General features: G+C 68.5%; 24 protein-coding genes. 10 read left to right on the top strand and 14 right to left on the bottom strand.

Features of this window, described 5'->3' with window-relative positions; genetic code table 11:
* Positions 1 to 21: 21 nt before the first annotated feature.
* From N8A90_RS14030 to N8A90_RS13990, 9 genes are all read right to left on the bottom strand, one after another.
* On the bottom strand, positions 22 to 729 hold the full coding sequence (locus tag N8A90_RS14030) for an ABC transporter ATP-binding protein (protein WP_262075538.1): 708 nt from the start codon (positions 727 to 729) through the stop codon (positions 22 to 24).
* Positions 716 to 1,504, bottom strand: a complete 789-nt coding sequence (locus N8A90_RS14025; RefSeq protein WP_262075537.1) for an ABC transporter ATP-binding protein — start codon at positions 1,502 to 1,504, stop codon at positions 716 to 718. Before N8A90_RS14025 ends, N8A90_RS14030 begins: the two co-directional genes overlap by 14 nt.
* Positions 1,497 to 2,513: a branched-chain amino acid ABC transporter permease gene (locus N8A90_RS14020; RefSeq protein ID WP_262075536.1), complete on the bottom strand. Its 1,017-nt coding sequence runs from the start codon at positions 2,511 to 2,513 to the stop codon at positions 1,497 to 1,499. Before N8A90_RS14020 ends, N8A90_RS14025 begins: the two co-directional genes overlap by 8 nt.
* The gene (locus N8A90_RS14015) at positions 2,510 to 3,379 is read right to left on the bottom strand and encodes a branched-chain amino acid ABC transporter permease (RefSeq protein ID WP_262075535.1); all 870 of its coding nucleotides are present in this window, start codon (positions 3,377 to 3,379) and stop codon (positions 2,510 to 2,512) included. The genes N8A90_RS14020 and N8A90_RS14015 overlap by 4 nt, the downstream gene beginning before the upstream one ends.
* Before the next feature lie 247 nt (positions 3,380 to 3,626).
* Positions 3,627 to 3,797 (bottom strand): hypothetical protein, encoded by a 171-nt coding sequence (locus N8A90_RS14010; RefSeq protein ID WP_262075534.1) that lies wholly within the window; start codon positions 3,795 to 3,797, stop codon positions 3,627 to 3,629.
* A gap of 35 nt (positions 3,798 to 3,832) precedes the next feature.
* Positions 3,833 to 5,230 (bottom strand): ATP-dependent RNA helicase DbpA, encoded by a 1,398-nt coding sequence (gene dbpA / locus N8A90_RS14005; RefSeq protein ID WP_262075533.1) that lies wholly within the window; start codon positions 5,228 to 5,230, stop codon positions 3,833 to 3,835.
* Positions 5,231 to 5,249: 19 nt separating this feature from the next.
* Positions 5,250 to 5,513 carry a translation initiation factor IF-1 gene (infA, locus tag N8A90_RS14000; RefSeq protein ID WP_068631262.1) on the bottom strand — a complete coding sequence of 88 codons (264 nt, stop codon included), beginning with the start codon at positions 5,511 to 5,513 and terminating at the stop codon, positions 5,250 to 5,252.
* A gap of 50 nt (positions 5,514 to 5,563) precedes the next feature.
* Positions 5,564 to 5,965: a hypothetical protein gene (locus tag N8A90_RS25495; RefSeq protein WP_410087682.1), complete on the bottom strand. Its 402-nt coding sequence runs from the start codon at positions 5,963 to 5,965 to the stop codon at positions 5,564 to 5,566.
* 216 nt (positions 5,966 to 6,181) lie between these two features.
* Positions 6,182 to 7,237, bottom strand: a complete 1,056-nt coding sequence (locus tag N8A90_RS13990; protein WP_262075532.1) for a sugar phosphate isomerase/epimerase family protein — start codon at positions 7,235 to 7,237, stop codon at positions 6,182 to 6,184.
* Positions 7,238 to 7,461: 224 nt separating this feature from the next.
* On the opposite strand from N8A90_RS13990, the gene N8A90_RS13985 reads away from it, so the two are divergent.
* Positions 7,462 to 8,349, top strand: a complete 888-nt coding sequence (locus N8A90_RS13985; protein WP_262075531.1) for a gamma-glutamyl-gamma-aminobutyrate hydrolase family protein — start codon at positions 7,462 to 7,464, stop codon at positions 8,347 to 8,349.
* Positions 8,350 to 8,352: 3 nt separating this feature from the next.
* On the opposite strand, the gene N8A90_RS13980 is transcribed toward N8A90_RS13985, so the two are convergent.
* Both N8A90_RS13980 and N8A90_RS13975 read right to left on the bottom strand, forming a co-directional pair.
* Positions 8,353 to 8,526, bottom strand: a complete 174-nt coding sequence (locus tag N8A90_RS13980) for a hypothetical protein (protein WP_262075530.1) — start codon at positions 8,524 to 8,526, stop codon at positions 8,353 to 8,355.
* A 17-nt stretch (positions 8,527 to 8,543) separates the two neighbouring features.
* On the bottom strand, positions 8,544 to 11,474 hold the full coding sequence (locus N8A90_RS13975; RefSeq protein WP_262075529.1) for a DNA topoisomerase III: 2,931 nt from the start codon (positions 11,472 to 11,474) through the stop codon (positions 8,544 to 8,546).
* Positions 11,475 to 11,562: 88 nt separating this feature from the next.
* Between N8A90_RS13975 and N8A90_RS13970 the strand changes: the two genes are divergently transcribed.
* Genes N8A90_RS13970 through N8A90_RS13960 form a run of 3 tightly spaced genes read left to right on the top strand, consistent with a single transcriptional unit; the run spans position 11,563 to position 13,186 of the window.
* Positions 11,563 to 12,198: an SET domain-containing protein gene (locus N8A90_RS13970; RefSeq protein WP_262075701.1), complete on the top strand. Its 636-nt coding sequence runs from the start codon at positions 11,563 to 11,565 to the stop codon at positions 12,196 to 12,198.
* Positions 12,195 to 13,007 carry a biotin--[acetyl-CoA-carboxylase] ligase gene (locus tag N8A90_RS13965; protein WP_262075528.1) on the top strand — a complete coding sequence of 271 codons (813 nt, stop codon included), beginning with the start codon at positions 12,195 to 12,197 and terminating at the stop codon, positions 13,005 to 13,007. Before N8A90_RS13970 ends, N8A90_RS13965 begins: the two co-directional genes overlap by 4 nt.
* On the top strand, positions 13,004 to 13,186 hold the full coding sequence (locus N8A90_RS13960; protein ID WP_262075527.1) for a sporulation protein: 183 nt from the start codon (positions 13,004 to 13,006) through the stop codon (positions 13,184 to 13,186). Before N8A90_RS13965 ends, N8A90_RS13960 begins: the two co-directional genes overlap by 4 nt.
* Before the next feature lie 15 nt (positions 13,187 to 13,201).
* Here N8A90_RS13960 and N8A90_RS13955 read toward each other — a convergent pair whose 3' ends face one another.
* From N8A90_RS13955 to N8A90_RS13945, 3 genes are all read right to left on the bottom strand, one after another.
* Positions 13,202 to 14,638 carry a sensor histidine kinase gene (locus N8A90_RS13955; RefSeq protein WP_262075526.1) on the bottom strand — a complete coding sequence of 479 codons (1,437 nt, stop codon included), beginning with the start codon at positions 14,636 to 14,638 and terminating at the stop codon, positions 13,202 to 13,204.
* Between the two features lie 15 nt (positions 14,639 to 14,653).
* A complete protein-coding gene (locus tag N8A90_RS13950; RefSeq protein WP_262075525.1) occupies positions 14,654 to 15,328 on the bottom strand; it encodes a response regulator transcription factor in 675 nt (224 codons plus the stop codon).
* 107 nt (positions 15,329 to 15,435) lie between these two features.
* Entirely contained in the window at positions 15,436 to 15,918 is a 483-nt protein-coding gene (locus N8A90_RS13945; protein WP_262075524.1) for a MarR family winged helix-turn-helix transcriptional regulator, read from the bottom strand.
* A 146-nt stretch (positions 15,919 to 16,064) separates the two neighbouring features.
* On the opposite strand from N8A90_RS13945, the gene recA reads away from it, so the two are divergent.
* The 6 genes from recA to N8A90_RS13915 all read left to right on the top strand — a co-directional run bounded on the left by recA (position 16,065) and on the right by N8A90_RS13915 (position 22,331).
* Positions 16,065 to 17,189, top strand: a complete 1,125-nt coding sequence (recA, locus tag N8A90_RS13940; protein ID WP_262075523.1) for a recombinase RecA — start codon at positions 16,065 to 16,067, stop codon at positions 17,187 to 17,189.
* A 15-nt stretch (positions 17,190 to 17,204) separates the two neighbouring features.
* Positions 17,205 to 17,669, top strand: a complete 465-nt coding sequence (gene recX / locus N8A90_RS13935) for a recombination regulator RecX (protein ID WP_262075522.1) — start codon at positions 17,205 to 17,207, stop codon at positions 17,667 to 17,669.
* Positions 17,670 to 17,777: 108 nt separating this feature from the next.
* Positions 17,778 to 18,728 (top strand): bestrophin family protein, encoded by a 951-nt coding sequence (locus N8A90_RS13930; protein WP_262075521.1) that lies wholly within the window; start codon positions 17,778 to 17,780, stop codon positions 18,726 to 18,728.
* 64 nt (positions 18,729 to 18,792) lie between these two features.
* Positions 18,793 to 20,289, top strand: a complete 1,497-nt coding sequence (locus N8A90_RS13925) for an acetyl-CoA hydrolase/transferase family protein (protein WP_262075520.1) — start codon at positions 18,793 to 18,795, stop codon at positions 20,287 to 20,289.
* Positions 20,290 to 20,433: 144 nt separating this feature from the next.
* Positions 20,434 to 21,393: a MurR/RpiR family transcriptional regulator gene (locus tag N8A90_RS13920; RefSeq protein WP_262075519.1), complete on the top strand. Its 960-nt coding sequence runs from the start codon at positions 20,434 to 20,436 to the stop codon at positions 21,391 to 21,393.
* Positions 21,390 to 22,331, top strand: a complete 942-nt coding sequence (locus tag N8A90_RS13915) for an isoaspartyl peptidase/L-asparaginase family protein (protein WP_262075518.1) — start codon at positions 21,390 to 21,392, stop codon at positions 22,329 to 22,331. The genes N8A90_RS13920 and N8A90_RS13915 overlap by 4 nt, the downstream gene beginning before the upstream one ends.
* Positions 22,332 to 22,337 lie beyond the last annotated feature (6 nt).

The raw sequence follows: 22,337 nt of genomic DNA, 5'->3' as shown, positions 1-22,337 counted from the left end.
GCGGGTTGGAAGGAAATGGCGTCAGGCGCCGATGTACGCGGCTCTGACGGCCTCGTTGTTGAGCAGGGATTCGCGGTCGCCCTCGAGCGCGATGCGGCCGCGTTCGATCACGTAGGCGCGGTCGGCGATGGCGAGGGCCGAGTAGGCGTTCTGTTCGGCCAGCAGCACGGTCGTGCCGGCCCGGTGGATGCGCTGGATCACCTCGAAGACCTGCTTGACCACCAGCGGCGCCAGGCCGAGCGAGGGCTCGTCGAGCAGCAGCACCTTGGGCCGGCCGAGCATCGCGCGGCCGATCGCCACCATCTGCTGCTGGCCGCCCGAGAGCGAGCCGGCCGCGTCGTGCTGCTTCGTCGCGAGGATGGGGAACAGGCCGAACACCTCGTCGATCGAGCGCTGGATGCCGGCCTTGTCGCTGCGGTGCACGTACGCGCCGAGCTCCAGGTTCTTGCGCACCGACATCAGCGGGAACAGCTTGCGGCCCTCGGGGCAATGCACCAGGCCCGACTGCACGATCTGCGCCGGGCGCATGCCGACCAGCTCCTGCGTGTCGAAGCGGATGCTGCCGCGGCTCGGCTTCTCGATGCCACTTGCGGCCATGAAGATCGAGGTCTTGCCCGCGCCGTTGGCGCCCAGCAGCACCACCAGTTCGCCGGCCTCGGCGTGCAGCGACACGTTCTCCAGCGCACGGAAGCTGCCGTAATGCAGGTCGACGTTCTCAAACCGCAGCATGTTCGGCTCCTTGCTCGGCGCGATGGTCGGTGCCCAGGTAGGCCTCGATCACGTGCGGGTCGCGCCGGACTTCCGAGGGCGTGCCCTCGGCGATCTTCGCGCCGTTGTTGAGCACCACGATCTTGTCGGCCAGCCGCATGATCATGTCCATCTTGTGTTCGATCAGGCACACCGTCTTGCCGTGATTGACCAGCTTGCGGATGAGTGCGGCCAGGCCGACCGTCTCTTCCGGGTTCACGCCGCCCGCGGGCTCGTCGAGCAGCAGCAACTCGGGGTCGGTGGCCAGCGCCAGCGCGAAGGCCACGCGCTTGCGCTCTTCCTGCGTGATGTCGGCCGCGATGCGGTTCGCCACATGCGACAGGCCGACGAAGTCGAGCGCCTCGCGCGCCTTCTCGCGGCACAGGCGCTCTTCGCTTTGCAGCCGGCGCGAATTGATCAGCACGTCCCACAGGCCCGAGTGCGTGCGCAGCCGGTGGCCGACGATCAGGTTGTCGAGCACCGTCGCGTTGTCGAACAGGTGGGTGGTCTGGAAGGTGCGCGCGATGCCCAGGCGCGCCACGTGGTCGGGCCGCATGCCGGTCACGTCCTGGCCGTTGAAGACGATGCGCCCCGAGGTCGGCGGGTGCGTGCCGGCGATCAGGTTGAAGAAGGTGGTCTTGCCCGCGCCGTTGGGGCCGATGATCGCGCTGACCTGGCCGCGCTCGAAGTGGGTGGTGATGTGGTCGACGGCCGTGAGGCCGAAGAACTGCTTGGTGAGGTCGGTGATCTCAAGCATGGGAGCGGCCCTCCTGCGCGGACGGCGCCACCGACGTCGGCGCGGCCGGCTTCGACGCCGCCTGGGCATCGGCGCGCCGCGCACGCCGCTTGAGCCAGGTGCCGACCAGCCCGTCGGGCAGGAAGATGATCAGCGCGATCAGCACCGGCCCGAACACGACCATGCGGTAGTCCTGCAGGAACTGCAGGCTCTGCGTGAGGTAGGTGACCAGCACCGTGCCGACCAGCGGCCCCAGCAGCGTGCCGACGCCGCCGACCAGGATGAACATCACCAGGTCGAAGGTGACGACTTCGCTCGCCAGGTCGGGGCCGAGGAAGCGCACCTGGCCTGCGTACAGCGCGCCCGCGAAGCCCGCGTAGACCACAGAGAGCACGAAGGACAGCGTCTTGGTGCGCATCAGGTCGACGCCCAGCGCTTCGGCCAGCAGGTCGCTGTTGCGCACCGCCATGAAGCTGCGCCCGAGCAGCGAGCGCACGATGCGCGCCATGATCCAGATGCCCAGCACCAGGAAGGCCAGCACCAGGTAGTACTGCGACAGCGGTGTGCCGAACTGCAGCGGCCCGATGCCCGTCGGCGCCGGGATGCCCATGATGCCCACCGGCCCGTGCGTGAGGCTCTCCCACTTCTCGATGAGCAGGAACATGATGTAGCTCACGCACAGCGTGAAGATCGAGAAGTAGTGGCCCTTCAGGCGCAGCGACAGCAGGCCGACGAAGTAGCCCAGCAGCGCGGTCACACAGCCCGCGAGCAGGAAGGCGATCCAGAACGGCACCTGGTGGTCGACCGTGAGGATGCCCACCGTGTACGCGCCCACCGCCATGAAGGCGCCGTGCGCCAGGTTGAACTGGCCGGTGTAGCCGGTGATCAGGTTCAGGCCCAGTGCGGCGATCGCCATGATGAAGGTCTGCGTCGCGACCGAGATCAGGTAGTTGTTCTGCGCGAACAGCGGGAACACCAGCGCGATCGCGGCCAGCAGCGCCCAGCCGGTCTTGCCTTCGAGCAGCTTCATGCGCGGGCTCCCTTCGGCGTGAACAGGCCCTGCGGGCGGAACGACAGGATCACCACCAGCAGCACGAAGGCGATGATGTCCTTGTAGTCGGTCGAGAAGTAGAAGCCGCCGAAGCTCTCGGCCAGGCCGATGATCAGCCCGCCGACGATGGCGCCCGGGAAGCTGCCCATGCCGCCCAGGATGATGATCACGAAGGCCTTGGTGATCACCAGGTGGCCCATCGCCGGGTACACCAGGTTGATCGGCGCGTAGAGCACGGCGGCGATGGCGGCCAGCGCGCCGGAGATCGCGAACACCAGCAGCTTGACCCGCGTGGCGTCGATGCCCACCAGCGCGGCGCCCTTCGGGTCCTGCGCCATCGCGACGATGGTCGAGCCCGTGACGGTGCGCGTGAGGAAGAGATGCAACACCACCATCAGCGAGAAGGCGCCGGCGATGATCAGGAGCCGCTGCAGCGGCGCCGTGAGGCCGAAGATCTCGACGATCTGGCCGTAGGGCGTGGGCATGCGGTGGAAGTCGGCGCCGAACATCGCCTGCGCGCCGGCCTCGAGGAACAGCAGGATGCCGATGGCGGCGATCATGTCGTGCAGCTCGGGCGCGTTGCGCAGCGGGTGGAACACCAGCCGGTCGGCCAGCATCGCGATGACCGCCACCACCGCGGCCGCGCCCGCCATGGCGACCCAGTAGTTCAGGCCCAGCTTCGTCATGAAGTAGTAGCCCGCGAAGGCCCCGGCCATGTAGAAGGCGCCGTGCGCGAAGTTGGGCACGTGCAGGATGCCGTAGACCAGCGTGAGGCCGAGCGCGACCAGGCTGTAGACGCCGCCGACCGTGAGGCCGTTCAGCAATTGCTGGAAGAAAAGTTCCACATCGATCCTCGGGGAAGCGGGGACAAGAGCCAACACCGCACGGCGCGGTGCGGCGGTCCAGCGAGGCATTGTGGGGATCGGTCGGCGATGGGTCGACTGAGGTTTGCCCGCGGTCGCGTCGCGTCCGCGACTTCTACCGGGCGGTAGGTGCGGTGACGTTGCGCCAACGAAAAACGCGCCCGGAGGCGCGTTTTTCGTGGAAGCGGACAGAAGGGGGAAGGTGCGGGGGGCGTGACCCCCGCGCGCTTCAGCCGCCCTTCTTGGCGCGCTTGCCGGGGTTCTTCTTGCTGCGGGTCGCGGTGCCGCGTTCCAGGCTCACCTTCTGGCCGCCACCCATCTTGGGCAGGGCGTAGCCGGAGAGCGGCGTGGGGGCGGGAGTGGCGATACGGTCAGCCTCGGTACGGATCTTCTTGGGCATGATGGCTCAGGGTAGTGAAAGTTCGAAGGGCGTAATTAGGCCACATCGTCGAGCAGACGCACTTTGACGCTCTTGCCCTTGACGCGGCCGGTGGAGAGTTTGTGGGCCGCCTCCCGCGCGATGCGCCGGTCGACCGCCACGTAGGTGGAGAACTCGTTGACGTTGATCTTGCCGACCTGCTCCTTGGCGAAGCCGGCGTCGCCGGTGAGCGCGCCCAGCACGTCGCCGGCACGAATCTTCTCCTTGCGGCCGCCGACGATCTGCAGCGTCGACATGGGCGGGCGCAGCGGCTCGCCGGTGCCGGGCGTGAGTTCGGCCAGCGGGCGCCAGTCGGATTCGCGGCCCTGGAGCTGCTCGATCTTGCCGACGAAACCCATCTCGTCCATGCTGGCCAGGTTGAGCACCAGGCCTTCGGCATCCGCCCGGCCGGTGCGGCCGATGCGGTGGATGTGGATCTCGGCGTCGGGCGTCACGTCGACGTTGATCACGGCTTCGAGCTGGGCGATGTCCAGGCCGCGGGCGGCCACGTCGGTCGCCACCAGCACGGAGCAGCTGCGGTTGGAGAACTGCACCAGCACCTGGTCGCGCTCGCGCTGCTCCAGCTCGCCGAACAGCGCCATCGCGCTGAAGCCCTGCGCCTGCAGCACGGCGACCAGGTCGCGGCACTGCTGTTTGGTGTTGCAGAAGGCGAGCGTGCTGGCCGGGCGGAAGTGGTCGAGCAGCATCGACACGGTGTGCAGCCGCTCGCTGTTCTTCACCTCGTACCAGCGCTGGACGATCTTGCCTTCCTCGTGCTGCGAGGCGACCGTGATCTGCTGGGGCGCCTTCATGAACTGCGCCGCCAGCTTGGCGATGCCGTCGGGGTAGGTGGCCGAGAAGAGCAGCGTCTGGCGCTCCGGCGGGCACTGGCGCGCCACCGTCACGATGTCCTCGAAGAAACCCATGTCCAGCATGCGGTCGGCTTCGTCGAGCACCAGGGTGTTGAGCGCCTCGAGGCTCAGGTTGCCGCGCTCGAGGTGGTCCATGATGCGGCCGGGCGTGCCGACCACGATGTGGGCGCCGTGCTCCAGGCTGGCGGTCTGGCCGCGCAGGGCGACGCCGCCGCACAGCGTGACGACCTTGACGTTCTCTTCCGCGCGCGCCAGGCGGCGGATTTCGGTGGTCACCTGGTCGGCGAGTTCGCGCGTGGGGCACAGCACCATCGCCTGCACGGCGAAGCGGCGCGGGTTCAGGTTGGCCAGCAGGGCAAGGGCGAAGGCGGCGGTCTTGCCGCTGCCCGTCTTGGCCTGGGCGATCAGGTCGCGGCCGAGCAGCGCCACCGGCAGGCTGGCCGCCTGGATGGGTGTCATCTGCACGTAGCCGAGCTGCGTGAGGTTGGCGAGCGTCTGCGGCGCGAGCGGCAGCGTGCCGAAACCGGTGGCGGGACCTGTCACTGGGAGGCTTCTGCTGCGATCAGCGACGCTGGGCGCCGCTGTTGACCGGCGGCGGTCCGCGGCGTTCCAGGTGGCGGAAGGTGATCCGGCCCTTGGTCAGGTCGTAGGGCGAGAGTTCGAGCGACACCTTGTCGCCCGCCAGGATGCGGATGTGGTGCTTGCGCATCTTGCCGCCGCTGTAGGCGATCAGCTGGTGACCGTTGTCCAGCGTGACGCGGTAGCGCGAGTCGGGCAGGACTTCGGTCACTGCGCCGTTCATTTCGATCAGTTCTTCCTTGGCCATGAATTACCTCTGAAAAGTTGTCGGGATGATGATGAAAAACCGGGTGCCGCTCAAGCGGCGCAAATCGTTGGCGTCGGTCGGACGGCGGTGCGTTCACGCACCCAGTGCAGTCCTTCGTCGACGGCGTAGCGCAGGGCGGCGGCATGGCTGGCGAAGTGCGGGGTGAAGCGCATCACGCGGTCGTGCATGCCGCTGCCGCGGCCCGAGCGGATCGAGACGGCTGCTGCGAAGCGGCCGTCGTCCAGGTTCTTGATGAGAGGCGACACGAGGTACTTGCCCACCGTGTGTTGAATGTTGTCCATGAAAGCCTTGGCGTTTTGCGACACCGCAAGACGCTGAAAATAAGTGAAAACGAGCGCAGGTGCACCGGGAGAGGCGCCCGAAACGGGCGCGCACGGCGCAGACAGCGCGGAATTCGCTTCAACAGGAACGAAGGCAGTGGTGGCAATCATGGGCGCCCGGTCTGGCGCTCCAACACACTGTATGAGCCGGCTGGAGAATGAAGGGCCTGGCAAATCCGTAGATGGTCCAAGTCAGCCGGCGATAAGACGAAAGTGCTTCGTCGTGGTATCGAAACGAACCGCGTATTCTACTCGATCGGGCACAAGTGTTGCTAATCGATGTGGTTATTTGCCCGCGGTCGTCCTGTCGCCGGGTTCAGGCCGGGCTTAATCCAGGCCCAGCATGCGCCGGTTGGCGGACTGGTCGACATCGCCGGCCGCGAAATCGTCGAAGGCCCGATCGGCCACGCGGATGATGTGCCGGTCGATGAAGGGCGCGCCCTCGCGGGCACCGTCTTCCGGGTGCTTGATGCAGCATTCCCACTCCAGCACCGCCCAGCCGGGGTAGTCGTAGGCCGCCATCTTCGAGAAGATCGCGCCGAAGTCGACCTGGCCGTCGCCCGGCGAGCGGAAGCGGCCGGCGCGGTTCAGCCAGGGCTGGAAGCCGCCGTACACGCCCTGCTTGCCGTTCGGCTTGAACTCGGCATCCTTCACGTGGAAGGCCTTGATGCGCGCGTGGTAGTGGTCGATGTAGGCCAGGTAGTCGAGCTGCTGCAGCAGGAAGTGGCTCGGGTCGTAGAGCAGGCAGGCGCGCGGATGCTGGCCCACGCGGTCGAGGAACATCTCGTAGCTCACGCCGTCGTGCAGGTCCTCGCCGGGATGGACCTCGTAGGCGACGTCGACGCCGGCGTCGTCGAAGGCATTGAGGATCGGCAGCCAGCGCCGCGCCAGTTCGTCGAAGGCCTCGTCGATCAGGCCCGGCGGGCGCGGCGGCCACGAATAGAGATAGGGCCAGGCCAGCGCACCGGAGAAGGTGGCGTGCGCCTTCAGCCCCAGGCGCGACGAGGCGCGGGCCGCCAGCATCAGCTGCTGCACCGCCCACTGCTGCCGCGCGGCCGGGTTGCCGCGCACCGCAGGCGCCGCGAAGCCGTCGAAGCCGGCGTCGTAGGCCGGGTGTACCGCGACCAGCTGCCCCTGCAGATGGGTCGACAGTTCGGTGATCTGCAGCCCGTGGCGCGCCAGCGTGCCGCGCACCTCGTCGCAGTAGGTCTCGCTCTCGGCGGCCTTCTGCAGGTCGAACAGGCGCGCGTCCCAGGTCGGGATCTGCACACCCTTGTAGCCGAGCCCTGCGGCCCAGCCGGCGATGGCGTCCAGCGAATTGAAAGGGGCGGCGTCGCCGGCGAACTGCGCCAGGAAGATTCCCGGGCCCTGGATGGTCTTCATCGCGTTGTCCTCATGGGGTGTCTCCGTGATCTCTTGTGGCTGAAAGCATACTTGGCGCGTCGTCCGACTCGCCGCGCGCGGGCCGTGACGCCACAATGGTCGCCTGTCTTTCCCTCACCGCTTCGCCCGCGCTCCCAGGATGAAACCCCCACGCTCATCGCTTCGCGTATCGCTGCCCCCCGAGGGGGCGCATCAGTGCCTTCGGGCGGCCGGGCGCCACTGACATGCCACAGACCGTCGCCGGCCGCCTCAAGATCGGCCTTTCCGCCTGCTTCCAGCACGCCGACCCGGCGCGGTCTCTTTTCACCAACAAGACCTTGCAGTACGTCGAGCAGTCCATCGCGCACTGGCTGATGTCGGCCGGTGCGATGGTCGTGATGGTGCCCTGCCCGACCGGCGAGACCGCGCGCGGCGACACCAAGCTGTCGCACTACGCCGAATGGCTCGACGGCGTCGTGATGCACGGCGGTGCCGACGTCTGGCCCGGTAGCTACGGCGAAGTGCCGCTGCGCGATGCGTGGGTCGGCGACCGCATCCGCGACCTGTACGACCTGGCGCTGGTCGAGGCCTTCGAGCAGGCCGGCAAGCCGATCTTCGGCGTCTGCCGTGGCCTACAGCTCATCAACGTGGCCTTCGGCGGCACGCTGTTCCAGGACATCGAGACGCAGCATCCCCACGCGCTGCGCCACCGCGACCCGGAGAGCTACGACCAGAACTTCCACGACATCGTGATGGTGGAGGGCACCCAGCTCTCGCGCATGTACCCCGGCGTTCAGCACGCGCGGGTCAACAGCATCCACCACCAGGGCATCAAGGACCTGGCGCCCGGCTTCGAGGTGGAAGCCTGGAGCTACCCGGACCGGGTGCCCGAAGCGATCCGCCGCGTGAGCGGCCGTGCCGGGCGCGGGTACATCGCGGCCACGCAGTGGCACCCCGAGTTCCACAAGGCCGGCAGCACCATCAGCACGGTGGACGACACGGCCATCCTCAACGACTTCCTCGGCGCCTGCGCCGCGGCGCGGGTGCAGCCGCACCGCCCGCACCACAGCACGCCCGGCAAGATCCGGGACCGCGCCGCGCGGATGCTGCGGCAAGCGCTGCTAAGACGCTGACGTCTAGCGCTTCGTATCGGTCCGGCCCACGCCGGCATCGATGGTGCCGAACACCTCGACGCCGCTGCGCGAGGCGCCGGCGGACCGGCTGTCGCCTGCCGGCAGGCCGCTGCAGCCCGAGGCCAGCAGCGCCATCAACAGGGCGGGCACAAGCAAGAGGCGGGTCGAGGTTGTCATGGTCGGCTCCAAAGAGTTCAACTGCTCAGGTGCTTGCCCACGATGCCCGCCAGCTCGAACATCGTCACCTGGTCCTTGCCGAAGACGGGCTTGAGCTTGGCGTCGGCATTGATGGCGCGCTTGTTGGCCGCGTCCTGCAGGCCGTTGGCCTTGATGTAGTCCCACAGCTTCTTGATGACTTCGGTGCGCGCCACCGGTTCGGCGCCGATCACCGCGGCCAGCGCCTCGCTCGGCTTCAGGCCGGCGCCGGGCTTGCGCGGCGCCTTGGGTGCTGCGGCCTTCTTGGCGGCGGGCGTCTTCGCTGCGGCGGTCTTCTTGGCGGCGACCTTCTTCGCCGGCGCGGCCTTGCCGAAGGTCTTGCGCGGCGGGAACTTGCTGCCGCCTTCGCGCGGCGCGAACTCGAAGGTCACCTTGCCCTCGTCCTTGTTCCAGACCAGGAAGGCCTTGAAGGCACGGCGGGTGCGCATCGAGACGAACTTGTCGAGCAGGTCGGTCTTGCCGGTGGCCAGCAGCTTTTCCATCTGCGCGGGTTCCACCGGCTGCGTCAGGATGACCTTGCCGGTCTTGAAGGTGCAGCTCGGCGTCGGCTGCGCGTTCGTCGGCACCGACTTCTCGCAGACGTAGTTGGCGCCATGCTCGAACACCGGCGCGCCGCAGATCGGGCAGGGGCCGAGCGTGTCCTGCGCGCTGAAGTCGACGATTTCGCCGCTGTCGGCGTCGTCGTCGCCGAAGTCGAACTCCAGCTTCCAGTTCTTGCTTTCCTCGGCGTCGTACTTGAGGATGATCTCGGCCGTGAACGGCCAGCCCGCCTTGGAGCGGAAGCCTTCCAGCGGGCCGATGTGCTTGTCGCGCAGCAAGGCTTCTGCCTCGACCACCTCGAAGGTGCGGCCGGCCGGTGACTTGCCGAAGGAGAAGCCGCAGGGTTCCTGGCCCGGCTTGCCGGTGCAGGTGTAGCGGCGGTAGTTCTCCTTCACCACGCCGCCGCAGTTGGGGCAGGGCGTCGAGAGCGTCGCGTAGTCGCCCGGCACGGTGTCGCGGTCGTACTCCTTGGCCTTCTTGACGATGTGCTGCGTCATCTCGGCGATCTCGCGCATGAAGTCGGCACGGCTGAGCGCACCCTTCTCCATCTGCGCCAGCTTGTACTCCCACTCGCCGGTGAGTTCGGCCTTGGAGAGTTCCTCCACGCCCAGGCCGCGCAGCAGGGTCATCAGCTGGAAGGCCTTGGCCGTGGGGATGAGCTCGCGGCCTTCGCGCAGCATGTACTTCTCGGCGATCAGGCCTTCGATGGTGGCCGCGCGCGTGGCGGGCGTGCCCAGGCCCTTCTCCTGCATGGCCTCGCGCAGCTCGTCGTCGTCGATGGTCTTGCCGGCGCCTTCCATGGCGCCGAGCAGCGTCGCTTCGGAGTAGCGGGCGGGCGGCCGGGTCTTGAGCGCCTTCAGGTCGGCCGATTCGGTCTTCACCGTTTCGCCCGGCTTCACCACCACCAGGTTCTTGCCGTCCTTCTCGTCGTCGTCGTTGACGGCTTCCTTGCCCCAGATGGCGAGCCAGCCCGGCTTGACGAGCACCTTGCCGTCGCTGCGGAAGGGGTACTTCTTGCCGTTCGTCTCGACCGTGCTGATGCGCGTGGTCACCAGGAACTCGGCGCTCGGGAAGAACACCGACATGAAGCGCCGCACCACGAAGTCGTAGAGCTTCTGCTCGGCCTCGCTCAGGCCGCTGGGCGCCTGCAGCGTGGGGATGATGGCGAAGTGATCCGACACCTTGGCGTTGTCGAAGATGCGCTTGTTCGGCTTGACGTAGTTGCCGTCGACCGCCTGCCTGGCGAAGGGCGCAAGATGCTTCATGCCGCTGTCGGCCAGCATCTTCATCGTGTCCTTGACGACCGGCAGGTAGTCCTCGGGCAGTGCGCGCGAGTCGGTCCGCGGGTAGGTCAGCGCCTTGTGGCGCTCGTACAGGCTCTGGGCCAGCGCCAGCGTGGTCTTGGCCGAGAAGCCGAAGCGGCCATTGGCCTCGCGCTGCAGCGAGGTCAGGTCGAACAGCATCGGCGAGGCCGACGTGGTGGGCTTGCTTTCCTCGGTGACCGTGGCCGGCTTGCCGCGGGCGGCGTCGGCGATCTCCTTCGCCTCGCGCTCGCTCCACACGCGGTCGGCGCGCATCTCGGGGTCGGCCACGCCATCCGGACCGGGCGGCGGCTTCTTGAAGTTCGCATCGAACCACTTGCCCGGGTACTGGCCGGCCTCGGCCTGGAAGGCGCCGTGGATTTCCCAGTAGTCGCGGCTGACGAACTTGCGGATCTTCTCCTCGCGCTCGACCACCACCGACAGCGTGGGCGTCTGCACCCGGCCCACGGTCGTGAGGAAGAAACCGCCATCGCGCGAATTGAAGGCCGTCATGGCGCGCGTGCCGTTGATGCCCACCAGCCAGTCGGCTTCGGAGCGCGAGCGCGCGGCGTCGGCCAGGCCCTGCATCTGCGCCTCGGTGCGCAGCGACTCGAAGCCGTCGCGGATCGCCTGCGGCGTCATCGACTGCAGCCAGAGGCGCCGGACCGGCTTGTTCAGCGGGGTCTTGCCGCCGGCGTACTGCTCGATCAGCCGGAAGATCAGCTCGCCCTCGCGGCCCGCGTCGCAGGCGTTGATGAGCTGGGTCACGTCCTTGCGCTTGGCCTGCTTGACCACCGCGTTCAGGCGCGTCTTGGTCTTGTCGACCGGTTTCAGGTCGAAATGCGGCGGAATGACGGGCAGGTTGGCGAAGCTCCACTTGCCGCGCTTCACATCGAATTCTTCCGGCGCCTGGATCTCGACCAAGTGGCCGACGGCGCTCGTCACGACGTACTGCTCGCTCTCGAAGTATTCATCGTGCTTCTCGAACTTGCCCGCCGTGGGCGTGAGGGCGCGGACGATGTCCTGCGCCACCGACGGCTTTTCTGCAATTACCAACGTCTTTGTCATCTGGGCTCTCTCTATACTTCGCTGCTCTCGCGTGCGTGCATACGCGCACGCGCACATGTGTGCACATTCAAACTATCAGACTTCGGCGATGCCTTCAAAAACCCCTCCGCTTCGTGGCCGCCGCATCCAGACCCGTCGATCGGGCGTCCATGGCAAAGGCGTGTTCGCCGCCCAGGACATCGCCGAGGGCGAAACGCTCATCGAATACCTGGGCGAGGTGATCAGCTGGAAGGAGGCGCTGCGCCGCCATCCGCACGACCCGGCCCAGCCGAACCACACCTTCTACTTCCACATCGACGACAAGCGTGTGATCGACGGCAAGGTCGACGGCAACGCCGCCAAGTGGATCAACCATTCCTGCGACCCGAACTGCGAAGCCGACGAAGTCGACGGCCGCATTTTCATCAAGGCGCTGCGCGACATCCCGGCCGGCGAGGAGCTGAACTACGACTACGGGCTGGTCATCGACCTGCCCTACACGCCGGAACTGCTGGCCGACTTCCCCTGCTGGTGCGGCTCGGCCAGTTGCCGCGGCACGCTGCTCGCGCCGAAGGACGAGGACAAGAAGAAGTCGAAGAAGCAAAAGAAGAAGGCCAAGGCCAAAAAATTGGAAAAGAAGGCCGACAAGAAGAAAGCCGAGAAGAAGGCAGAGAAGAAAGCGGGCAAGAAGTTGCGCAAAGACGCATCGCCCGGTCTGGCCATCGAGGCCGCGGCGCTGGTGTGACGCGCGCCGTGGCCGGGTCGGGGTTCGACGACCAGATCGCCGCCGCAGTGGCGCCGCACTGCCCGGGCTTCGCGGTCGAGCGCGTCGAGGAGATCGATTCCACCAACACCGAACTGATGCGCCGTGCGCGCGCCGGTTCCCAGGCGCCGGTGCTGCTGGTGGCCGAGCGCCAGACGGCCGGCCGCGGCCGCCTCGGCCGCCCCTGGCAGAGCGCCCAAGACACCGCGCAACCGGCCTCGCTGACCTTCTCGCTCGGCCTGCCGCTCGCGCCCAAGGACTGGTCCGGTCTGTCGCTGGCCGTCGGGGTGAGCGTGGCCGAAAGCCTCGATCCGGCATCATCGGCCGGCGTGCGCCTGAAGTGGCCCAACGACCTGTGGGTGAACGACCGCAAGCTCGTCGGCATCCTGATCGAGACGGCCGTGCCGCAGGGCGATGCGGCGCAGCGCTACGTGGTGATCGGCATCGGTGTGAACGTCGGCCCGCGTGAGGCCGATGGCTTGCGCATGCCACCGGCCTGGGTCCAGGAATGGCGGCCGGATGCGACCCCTGGCGAGTTGCTGTTCGATGTGGTGCCGCCACTGATCGCCACCGTGCAGGTCTTCGCCGAGCGCGGCTTCGCGCCTTTCGCCGAACGCTTCGCCGCGCGCGACGCCCTGCGCGGGCGCGAGGTGCAGTTGAGCGACGGCACCACCGGCCTGTGCGAAGGCGTCGGCTGGGGCGGCGAGCTGCGCGTGCAGACAGCGGCCGGCCTGCAGAGCATCACCAGTTCCGACGTCAGCGTGCGGCCGCGCGGCCTGGCCCTGCCATGAACACCCGCTGGCGTGTCGTCGCGATCCTGCTGGTGCTGGTCAACCTGGGCTACTTCGCCTGGAGCCAGGGCGCCTTCTCGGCCTTCGGCTTCCAGCCGGCCCGCTTCACCGAACGCGAACCGCACCGCCTCGACCAGCAGGTGCGGCCCGAGCTGCTGCAGATTCGCAAGGCGCCCTGAGCTTTCCCGCGGCGTTCACGCCGCGAGCTCGAAGCGCACGGTGACCCGCGTCCCCGCGGGATGCTCGCCGGGGTGGGCGTCTTCCAGATGCACGGTCGCGCCGTGCTGGCGCGCGATCTCGCGCACGATCGGCAGGCCCAGGCCCGAGCCGTCGGCCTCGTTGCCCAGCACGCGGTAGAAGGGCTCGAAGACCAGTTCCCGGTCGGCCTCGGCGATGCCGGGCCCGTTGTCCTCCACCTGCAGCAGCACGATGCGTCCGAAGGGGTCGGCCAGCACGCGCGCCGTGACGATGCCGGTGCGTTCCAGGGCCGACGGCGTGTAGTTGAGCGCGTTGTCGACCAGGTTGCGCACCATCTCCTTGAGCAGCGTGGCATTGGCGCGCAGCACCACGCCGGCCGTCCCCGCTTCGGCGCCGTCGTAGCCCAGGTCGATGCGCTTCTCGATGGCGCGCGGCACCGCCTCGCGCACCACCTCGATCGTCAGCCGCGCCAGGTCGCAGTTCTGCCAGCCGATGACCGCGCCGCTGCTTTCGGCGCGCGCCAGGGAGAGCAACTGATTCACCGTGTGCGTGGCGCGCACGCTGGCGCGGCCGATCTGCTTGAGCGACTGCTTCAGCTCCTCGGCATTCGCGCCTTCGCGCTGGGCCAGGTCGGCCTGCATGCGCAGCCCGGCCAGCGGTGTCTTGAGCTGGTGGGCGGCATCGGCGAGAAAGCGCTTCTGGGTGGCGATGGAATCGTGCAGCTTGTTGAGCAGCTCGTTGACCGAAGACACCAGCGGCACCACCTCCAGCGGCACGGCCGACTCGTCGAGCGGGCTCAGGTCGTCGGGCCGGCGCTCGCGGATGCGCGCCTCCACCACCGACAGCGGCTTGATGCCGCGCACCAGCGCCAGCCAGATCAGCAGCACCGCCAGCGGCAGGATGGCGAACTGCGGCAGCAGCACGCCCTTGATGATCTCGGTGGCCAGCACCGACTGCTTCTCGCGCGTCTCGGCCACCTGCACCAGCGCGGGCGGCGCGTCGGGCGTGGCGCCGGCGACCCACAGCGAGCCGATGCGCACCGCCTTGCCGCGCATCGTCGCGTCGTGCAGATAGACCACGCCGGGCGCTGTCGGCTCGTCGAGCGTCGGCGGCGGCACGTCGCGTTCGCCGCTGAGCAGGCGGCCGCTCCCGTCGAGCACCTGGTAGTAGACGACGTCCATGTCGTCGGCGCGCAGGATGTCGCGCGCGGGCTGCGGCAGCGCGAACTGGATGCGCCCGTCCTGCATCACCAGCAGCCGCGCCAGCGTCTGCACGTTGTTCTCGAGCGCCCGGTCGAACGGGGCGTTGGCGATGCCCTGCGCCACCAGCCAGGTCACGCCGATGCTCACCGGCACCAGCAGCAGCAGCGGCGTGAGCATCCAGTCAAGGATCTCGCCGAACAGGGAGCGCTGCGCGCGCTGAAAAAGTTTCATCGCGCGGGAAATGGCTCAGGGTTGGATCTTCTCGAGGCAGTAGCCGAGGCCGCGCACGGTGGCGATGCGCACCGGGCCCTTCTCGATCTTCTTGCGCAGGCGGTGGATGTACACCTCGATGGCGTTGATGCTCACCTCTTCGCCCCATTCGCAGAGCCGTTCGACCAATTGGTCCTTGCTCACCAGCCGGCCGGCGCGCTGCAGCAGCACTTCGAGCAGGCCGAGTTCGCGGGCCGAGAGTTCGATCATCTTGCCGTCGATGGTGGCCACGCGGCCGGCCTGGTCGTAGACCAGCGGGCCGTGCTTGATGGCGTTGCTGGTGCCGCCCATGCCGCGCCGCGTGAGGGCGCGCACGCGGGCTTCGAGTTCCTGCAGCGAGAAGGGCTTGGCCATGTAGTCGTCGGCGCCATGGTCGAGGCCCTTGACGCGTTCTTCCACGCTGTCGGCGGCGGTGAGCACCAGCACCGGCAGTTGCGAGCCGCGGGCGCGCAGGCGCTTGAGGATCTCCAGGCCGTGCATGTTGGGCAGGCCGAGGTCGAGGATCAGCAGGTCGAACTCGCTGTTGGTCATGAGCGCGGCATCGGCCTGCGTGCCGGTGGCCACGCGGTCGACCGCCGCGCCCGAGGTTCGCAGGCTGCGCAGCAGGGCGTCGGCCAGCACCTGGTCATCTTCTGCAATGAGGATCCGCATGAGCCACCTCCGGCTTGTGGGGCGCGTGTCGCGCTCGTTGTTTGTCTCCGCGGCGGATTCTAGGGGCCGGGTCGGCGGCCGTGCTTGTTCTGGCGCAGGTCTTCGTGCTAACCCGCGTAGGCTTCCAGCCCCAGGGTGACCACGGTGGCGACCTCGTCCCCCACGCTCGCGCGGAACTCCCCTTCGGCCTGCGCCACCGCCTTGCGGAACGCCTCCAGCCACGCGAGCCCGTCGGCCGTGAAGCGCACGCGCCGCGCCCGCGCGTCCAGCGGGTCGGGCTCGCGCGTGACCAGGCCCCAGGCCTCGCACTGGTCGACCAGCGTGCCCATCGCCTGCTTCGTCATGCCGGCGCGCTCGGCCAGTTCGGTCAGGCGCGAGCCGCCGCGCGACAGGTGCCGCGTGATGTGGATGTGCGCCGCGCTGACCTGCGCCCGCGCTGCCAAGTTCGACAGCGCTAGCGGCACGTCGGCGTCGTGCGCCATCAGCGCGAGCACGCGCTCGTCGAAGCGGCGCATCGCATGGCCGAGCAGGCGGCCCAGGTGGGTCTGGCGCCAGGCGTCGGGATCGGTGGGAAAGAGGGGCTCGGCCATGGCGCCAAATGGTAAATCAAACTGACCATAAATCGGGTTTACTTCAAAGTACCGATGGCTACACTACTGTTCAAGCATCCAGGCCTGTGGTTAAAAGCAGCGGGATGATTTCCAACACAACCCGTTGATATTCAAGGAGTTTTCTCATGGACGCACTCGTCAAGGGCAGCAGCATCTCGGTCGCCGGCAGCGAAAAGGCCAAGGCCCTGCAGGCCGCACTCGCACAGATCGAAAAGCAGTTCGGCAAGGGCACGATCATGCGGCTGGGCGAGGGCGAGGCGCTGGAAGACGTGCAGGTCGTCTCGACCGGCTCGCTCGGCCTGGACATCGCGCTGGGCGTCGGCGGCCTGCCGCGCGGCCGCGTCATCGAGATCTACGGCCCGGAATCGTCCGGCAAGACCACGCTCACGCTGCAGGTCATCGCCGAAATGCAGAAGCAGGCCGGCACCTGCGCCTTCGTCGACGCCGAGCACGCGCTCGACGTGCAGTACGCCCAGAAGCTCGGCGTCAACCTGTCCGACCTGCTGATCAGCCAGCCCGACACGGGTGAGCAGGCGCTCGAGATCGTCGACTCGCTGGTGCGCTCGGGCGCCGTCGACCTGATCGTGGTCGACTCGGTCGCCGCGCTCACGCCCAAGGCCGAAATCGAAGGCGAGATGGGCGATTCGCTGCCCGGCCTGCAGGCCCGCCTGATGAGCCAGGCGCTGCGCAAGCTGACCGCCACCATCAAGAAGACCAACTGCATGGTCATCTTCATCAACCAGATCCGCATGAAGATCGGCGTGATGTTCGGTTCGCCCGAAACCACCACCGGCGGCAACGCGCTCAAGTTCTACGCCTCGGTGCGCCTGGACATCCGCCGCATCGGCACCATCAAGAAGGGCGACGAGGCGATCGGCAACGAGACCAAGGTCAAGGTCGTGAAGAACAAGGTGTCGCCGCCGTTCAAGACGGCCGAGTTCGACATCCTGTTCGGCGAAGGCATCAGCCGCGAGGGCGAGATCATCGACATGGGCGTGAACGCCAAGATCCTCGACAAGTCGGGCGCCTGGTACGCCTACAACGGCGAGAAGATCGGCCAGGGCCGCGACAACGCACGCGAATTCCTGCGCGAGAACCCGGCGCTGTCGCGCGAGATCGAGAACAAGGTGCGCGAGTCGCTGGGCATCCCGCTGCTGGCCGCCGAAGCCGGCTCGGCGGAAGCCAAGGCCGAAAGCGACGCCAAGGCCAAGGCCGACGCCAAGGCCGCCAAGGCGGCAGCCAAGGAATGAGCAGGTCCTGAATAGATGGGCTTTGCCGCACCGTCGCTCAAGGGCCGCGCCCTGCGGCTGCTGAGCCAGCGCGAGCATTCGCGCGCCGAGCTCGAGCGCAAGTTGGCGAAGTACGAGGACGAGCCCGGCACGCTGGCAAAAGCGCTCGACGAGCTCGCTGCCAAGGACTTCATCAGCGAGGCGCGGGTCGTGCAGTCGGTCGTGCACCAGCGCGCGCCGCGCATGGGTGCGGCGCGCGTGCGGCAGGAACTTCAGCAGAAGGGCATCGCGCCCGAAGCCATTGCCGACGCGGTGGCCGGCCTGCAGGAAAGCGAGGCGTCGCGCGCCTTCGAGGTCTGGCGCCGCCGCTTCGAGGCGCCGCCGCAGGACGCGAAGGAGCGCGCCAGGCAGATGCGATTCCTGATGGCGCGGGGCTTTTCCGGCGCCGTCGTGGCGAAGGTGCTGCGGATGGACCCGGCGGAGCCCGACGCGTTCGGCTGAGCTTGCCGCGCTGCGCCCTGGGGCGCCTTGTAGGACAATGGCGACTCCCGTCCCCGCCCAGCACCGCTGCGGCCGCCCTCGCTCCATGCCTCCTCGACCCCGCTGCCCATGATCGTCCGGAACCGCCCTTCCGGGCTGAAGATGTTTCTTCTCTGGCGCGGCTCGATCCTGTGGCGCATCGGTCCCGCGCTGCTGGTCAACCTCATCGTCGCCATCTTCGTGACGCTGGCCCACGGCCATCTGGGGCAGTTCAAGATCCCGATCGGCACCGTCCCCTTCACGCTCATCGGCCTGCCGTTGGCCATCTTCCTGGGCTTTCGCAACAGCGCGGCCTACGACCGCTTCTGGGAGGCGCGCAAGCTCTGGGGCGAGGTGGTGCTGCGCGCCCGCAACCTGGCGCGGCAGTGCCAGAGCCTGATCGACGGCGACGGGCCGGCCCGCCTGGAAGGCCCGGGTTCTGGCGGCCTGGACGACCCGCGCGTGCGCATGACCCTGCGCGCCGCCGCCTTCGCGCATGCTCTGCGCCACCAACTGCGCGGCAGCGATCCGATGGCCGACGTGCAGCGCTTTCTGCGCGAACCGGAACGGCAGGCGATGCGCGCCTTCTCCAACCGGCCGCACTTCCTGATGCTGCGCATGGGCGACGACCTGCAGGAGGCGCTGCGCACGCGCCGCATCGACCCCTGCCTCGCGGTGGCGGTCGACGGCACGCTGTCGGCCCTGGGCGCCGCGGCCGCCGCCTGCGAACGCATCCGCGGCACGCCCATCCCCTTCTCGTACACGCTGCTGCTGCACCGCACCGCGTACCTGTATTGCTACCTGCTGCCCTTCGGCCTGATCGACTCGATCGGCTTCATGACGCCCTTCGTCACGCTGATCATTGCCTACACCTTCTTCGGCCTCGACGCGCTGGGCGACGAGATCGAGGAACCCTTCGGCATCGAGCCCAACGACCTGCCGCTCGAGGCCATCTGCCGCACGCTGGACATCGACCTGCTGGAGACGGTCGGTGCGCCCGCGCCGCCGCCGCTCCAGCCGTTCGACTACCGGCTGCAATGAGTCCTGCGCCCTTCCCCTTTCCCTTTCCCTTCCCCGTCCGCTGCCCCGTCCACGAGAACCCGCCATGTCCTACGAAAGCCGCATCCGCCTGCCCGAACTGTTGAGCCGCGTCACCAGCGCGGACGCCGCCGCCGAATGGATCCGCGACGGCATGGTCGTCGGCATGAGCGGCTTCACGCGCGCCGGCGACGCCAAGGCGGTGCCGCTGGCCCTGGCCGAGCGCGCCCGCCGCGAGCCGCTGAAGATCACGCTCATGACGGGCGCCTCGCTCGGCAGCGACATCGACCGCACGCTGGCCGAGGCCGGCGCCATCGCGCGCCGCATGCCCTTCCAGGCCGACCCGACGCTGCGCGCCGCGATCAACCGCGGCGAGGTGATGTTCATCGACCACCACCTGTCGGAGACGGTCGAACTGCTGCGCACCCGGCAGATCCCGCCCATCGACATCGCCGTGATCGAGGCGGTGGCCATCACCGAGACCGGTGCCATCGTGCCGACCACCTCCATCGGCAACAGCGCCAGCTTCGCGATCCTGGCGGACAAGGTCATCATCGAGATCAACACCTCGCAGTCGACCGCACTCGAAGGCCTGCACGACATCTTCATTCCCAAGCATCGCCCGCAGCGCGAGCCGATGCCGCTCATGACGCCGTACGACCGCATCGGCACCACCGCCATCGAGATCCCGCCGGAGAAGATCGTCGCCATCGTCATCACCGACAAGGCCGACAGCACCTCGACCGTGCTGCCCGCCGATGCCGAGACGGCGGCCATTGCCGGGCACCTGGTCGAGTTCTTCCAGCGCGAGGTCGCGCAGGGCCGGCTCACCGAGCGGCTGCTGCCGCTGCAGGCCGGCATCGGCACCGTCGCCAATGCCGTGATGTCGGGGCTGGGCGCCGGCCCGTTCCGGCACCTGAGCATGTACTCGGAGGTGCTGCAGGACTCGACCTTCGACCTGTTCGATGCCGGCAAGCTCGACTTCGCGTCGGGCTCGTCGATCACGCTCTCGCCGACGCGCGCCGCGCAGGTGTTCGGCCACCTCGATGCGTACAAGGACCGGCTGGTGCTGCGCACGCAGGAGGTCAGCAACCACCCCGAAATCATCCGCCGGCTCGGCATCATCGCGCTCAACACGGCGCTCGAGGCCGACATCTACGGCAACGTCAATTCGACGCATGTGCTCGGCACGCACATGATGAACGGCATCGGCGGCTCGGGCGACTTCGCGCGCAACGCCTACCTGTCGATCTTCGCGACCAAGTCGGTGGCCAAGGGCGGCGCGGTGTCGAGCATCGTGCCGATGGTCTCGCACGTGGACCATATCCCGCAGGACGTGGACATCCTGGTTACCGAAGTCGGCCTGGCCGACCTGCGCGGCCTGGCCCCGCGCGAACGGGCGCGCCTGATCATCGCCAACTGCACGGCCCAGCCCTACCGCGACATGCTGCTCGCGTACCACGAAGAAGCCGTCGCCACGCGCGGCGGGCAGACGCCGCATGTGCTGGAGAAGGCGTTGTCGTGGCATGTGCGCTACCGCGATACGGGCAGCATGCTCGGCTGACGCCCCGACCCGGGCTCCCCTGACGCGACCGGCCGCGGGCCCGGAATTTGCGTCACGCATGGAAATGACCAAAAGTTTTCTTTGCGCAGGTATATTTGTAATGAAATTTACTTTTATGCCCGCAAAGCGTGCATCCATCGAGGCATGACCCCGCTTCCTACTCCCGTCAGCAGCACCACGGTGGCGCAACGCATCGCGCAGGAACTGCCGCGCCTGACGCGTTCGCACCGGCAGGTGGCCGACTACGTGCTCACGCACCCGCTGCAGGTCGCCACGCTGCCGATCGACGAGCTGGCGGTAGCGGCGGGCGTGTCGGTGGCGACGGCCAACCGCTTCGCGCGGGCGTTGGGCTACGAGGGCTACGCCAGCTTCCGGGCCGAGCTGGTGCGGGGGTTCGAGCCGCTGATCGCACCGGTGGAGCAGCTGCGCGGCAACCTGGCGCAGCCGTCGACCGTGGCGGAGGTGTTCGCCACGGCGCTGGAAGAAAGCCACCGCAACATCGAGGCGACCCGCCGCACGCTGGACTACGGCGCCTGCGAGCGGGCGGTGCAGCACATCCTCGACGCCCGCACGGTCTACATCGCCGGCTTCGGCGCCAGCGCCTGGCTCGCCGGCCTGCTGCACCACGGGCTCGACGCCTACTGCGCCGACCTGCGCCTGCTGCCCACGCCCAGCGGCGTGACGCACGGCGCCCGCTCGGTGGCGCGCGGCACCGAGCGCGACCTGCTGGTGGCCATCGGCTTCCCGCGCTACCTGACCGACACCGTCACGCTCGCCGGCATCGCGCGGGCGCACGGCGTGCGCGTGCTGGCGCTGACCGACCGGCCCAGTTCCCCGCTGGCGCCGCTGGCCGACGTGGTGCTGTATGCGCAGAGCGAAACCCGCTACCGTCCGAACTGCGAGACCAGCGCGCTGGCCGTGATCGAGGCGCTGACCAGCGCCGTCGCGCTGCGCACGCCGGGCGCGTTCCAGATGGCCGGCAGCGTGATGGAGTCGGTCGTGCCCTGGCTGCACGGGGCGCAGGGCCTGCGCGCCGACGCGGCCGAGCGCGCCCGTGACACCGCCGCCTCCGGGTCGACACGCAAGAACGAGACACCATCATGAACACCACCCCCGTGATCGCCATCCATGGCGGCGCCGGCACCATCGCTGCCGTGGCACCGAATTCCGCCAGCGCCCAGCCCTACCGCGATGCGCTGCACGCGATCGTCGCTGCCGCCCAGGCGGCGCTGCTGCGCGGCGCGAGCGCGCTCGATGCGGTCTGCCTGGCGGTCGAGATGCTGGAGGACTGCCCGCTGTTCAACGCCGGCCACGGCGCGGTGTTCACGCATGACGAGACGCACGAGCTCGACGCCGCCGTGATGAACGGCGCCGACCGGCGCGCCGGTGCGGTCGCCGGCGTGAGCCGCATCCGCCGACCGGTGCACGCCGCGCGTGCCGTGATGGAGGACGGCGCCCATGTGCTGCTGGCCGGCGCGGGCGCCGAAGCCTTCGCGCGCCAGTGGGGCCTGGAAATGGTCGAGCCGAGCTACTTCTCGACCGAGGCGCGGCGGCAGCAGCTGATGCAGGCGCTCGCGACCGACCGCGTGGCGCTCGACCACGACGGTCCGCCGCTGGTCGAAGGCAGCAAGTTCGGCACGGTCGGCGCGGTCGCGCTCGACATGCACGGCCACCTGGCCGCGGCCACGTCGACCGGCGGCATGACGAACAAGCGCGTCGGCCGCATCGGCGATTCGCCGCTGATCGGCGCCGGCACCTACGCCGACGACGCGACGGCCGCGGTGTCGTGCACCGGCAGCGGCGAGATGTTCATGCGTGTGGTCGCGGCCTACGACGTCTGCGCGCGCATGCGCTATGCCGGGCAGACATTGCAGGAAGCGACCGACGCCGTCGTCCTGCAGAGCTTGCCGGCCATCGGCGGCCGTGGCGGGCTGATCGCGGTCGACCGGCTCGGCAACCTGTGCCTCCCGTTCAACACCGAGGGCATGTACCGCGCCCATGCCCGGGGCGCCGAAGCGCCCCACACCGCCATCCACCGTTGAAACGGG

Origin of the sequence: Variovorax sp. N23, assembly GCF_025486315.1 — a bacterium.
GTDB lineage: Bacteria > Pseudomonadota > Gammaproteobacteria > Burkholderiales > Burkholderiaceae_C > Variovorax.
The sequence above is the reverse complement of the archived record's forward strand: the minus strand, read 5'-3'. Positions and strand labels throughout refer to the sequence as shown.

What these genes read in the sequence shown, in the direction of transcription:
- N8A90_RS13985 (WP_262075531.1), top strand. Translation starts at nt 7,462, where the DNA reads ATGCCACAGACCGTCGCCGGCCGCCTCAAGATCGGCCTTTCCGCCTGC.
- N8A90_RS13990 (WP_262075532.1), bottom strand. Translation starts at nt 7,237, where the DNA reads ATGAAGACCATCCAGGGCCCGGGAATCTTCCTGGCGCAGTTCGCCGGC.
- N8A90_RS13975 (WP_262075529.1), bottom strand. Translation starts at nt 11,474, where the DNA reads ATGACAAAGACGTTGGTAATTGCAGAAAAGCCGTCGGTGGCGCAGGAC.
- recX (WP_262075522.1), top strand. Translation starts at nt 17,205, where the DNA reads ATGGGCTTTGCCGCACCGTCGCTCAAGGGCCGCGCCCTGCGGCTGCTG.
- recA (WP_262075523.1), top strand. Translation starts at nt 16,065, where the DNA reads ATGGACGCACTCGTCAAGGGCAGCAGCATCTCGGTCGCCGGCAGCGAA.
- N8A90_RS13925 (WP_262075520.1), top strand. Translation starts at nt 18,793, where the DNA reads ATGTCCTACGAAAGCCGCATCCGCCTGCCCGAACTGTTGAGCCGCGTC.
- N8A90_RS13915 (WP_262075518.1), top strand. Translation starts at nt 21,390, where the DNA reads ATGAACACCACCCCCGTGATCGCCATCCATGGCGGCGCCGGCACCATC.
- N8A90_RS13955 (WP_262075526.1), bottom strand. Translation starts at nt 14,638, where the DNA reads ATGAAACTTTTTCAGCGCGCGCAGCGCTCCCTGTTCGGCGAGATCCTT.
- N8A90_RS13960 (WP_262075527.1), top strand. Translation starts at nt 13,004, where the DNA reads ATGAACACCCGCTGGCGTGTCGTCGCGATCCTGCTGGTGCTGGTCAAC.
- N8A90_RS14020 (WP_262075536.1), bottom strand. Translation starts at nt 2,513, where the DNA reads ATGAAGCTGCTCGAAGGCAAGACCGGCTGGGCGCTGCTGGCCGCGATC.
- N8A90_RS13920 (WP_262075519.1), top strand. Translation starts at nt 20,434, where the DNA reads ATGACCCCGCTTCCTACTCCCGTCAGCAGCACCACGGTGGCGCAACGC.
- N8A90_RS13945 (WP_262075524.1), bottom strand. Translation starts at nt 15,918, where the DNA reads ATGGCCGAGCCCCTCTTTCCCACCGATCCCGACGCCTGGCGCCAGACC.
- N8A90_RS13950 (WP_262075525.1), bottom strand. Translation starts at nt 15,328, where the DNA reads ATGCGGATCCTCATTGCAGAAGATGACCAGGTGCTGGCCGACGCCCTG.
- N8A90_RS13930 (WP_262075521.1), top strand. Translation starts at nt 17,778, where the DNA reads ATGATCGTCCGGAACCGCCCTTCCGGGCTGAAGATGTTTCTTCTCTGG.
- N8A90_RS13970 (WP_262075701.1), top strand. Translation starts at nt 11,563, where the DNA reads ATGCCTTCAAAAACCCCTCCGCTTCGTGGCCGCCGCATCCAGACCCGT.
- N8A90_RS13980 (WP_262075530.1), bottom strand. Translation starts at nt 8,526, where the DNA reads ATGACAACCTCGACCCGCCTCTTGCTTGTGCCCGCCCTGTTGATGGCG.
- N8A90_RS25495 (WP_410087682.1), bottom strand. Translation starts at nt 5,965, where the DNA reads ATGATTGCCACCACTGCCTTCGTTCCTGTTGAAGCGAATTCCGCGCTG.
- infA (WP_068631262.1), bottom strand. Translation starts at nt 5,513, where the DNA reads ATGGCCAAGGAAGAACTGATCGAAATGAACGGCGCAGTGACCGAAGTC.
- N8A90_RS14025 (WP_262075537.1), bottom strand. Translation starts at nt 1,504, where the DNA reads ATGCTTGAGATCACCGACCTCACCAAGCAGTTCTTCGGCCTCACGGCC.
- N8A90_RS14030 (WP_262075538.1), bottom strand. Translation starts at nt 729, where the DNA reads ATGCTGCGGTTTGAGAACGTCGACCTGCATTACGGCAGCTTCCGTGCG.
- N8A90_RS14010 (WP_262075534.1), bottom strand. Translation starts at nt 3,797, where the DNA reads ATGCCCAAGAAGATCCGTACCGAGGCTGACCGTATCGCCACTCCCGCC.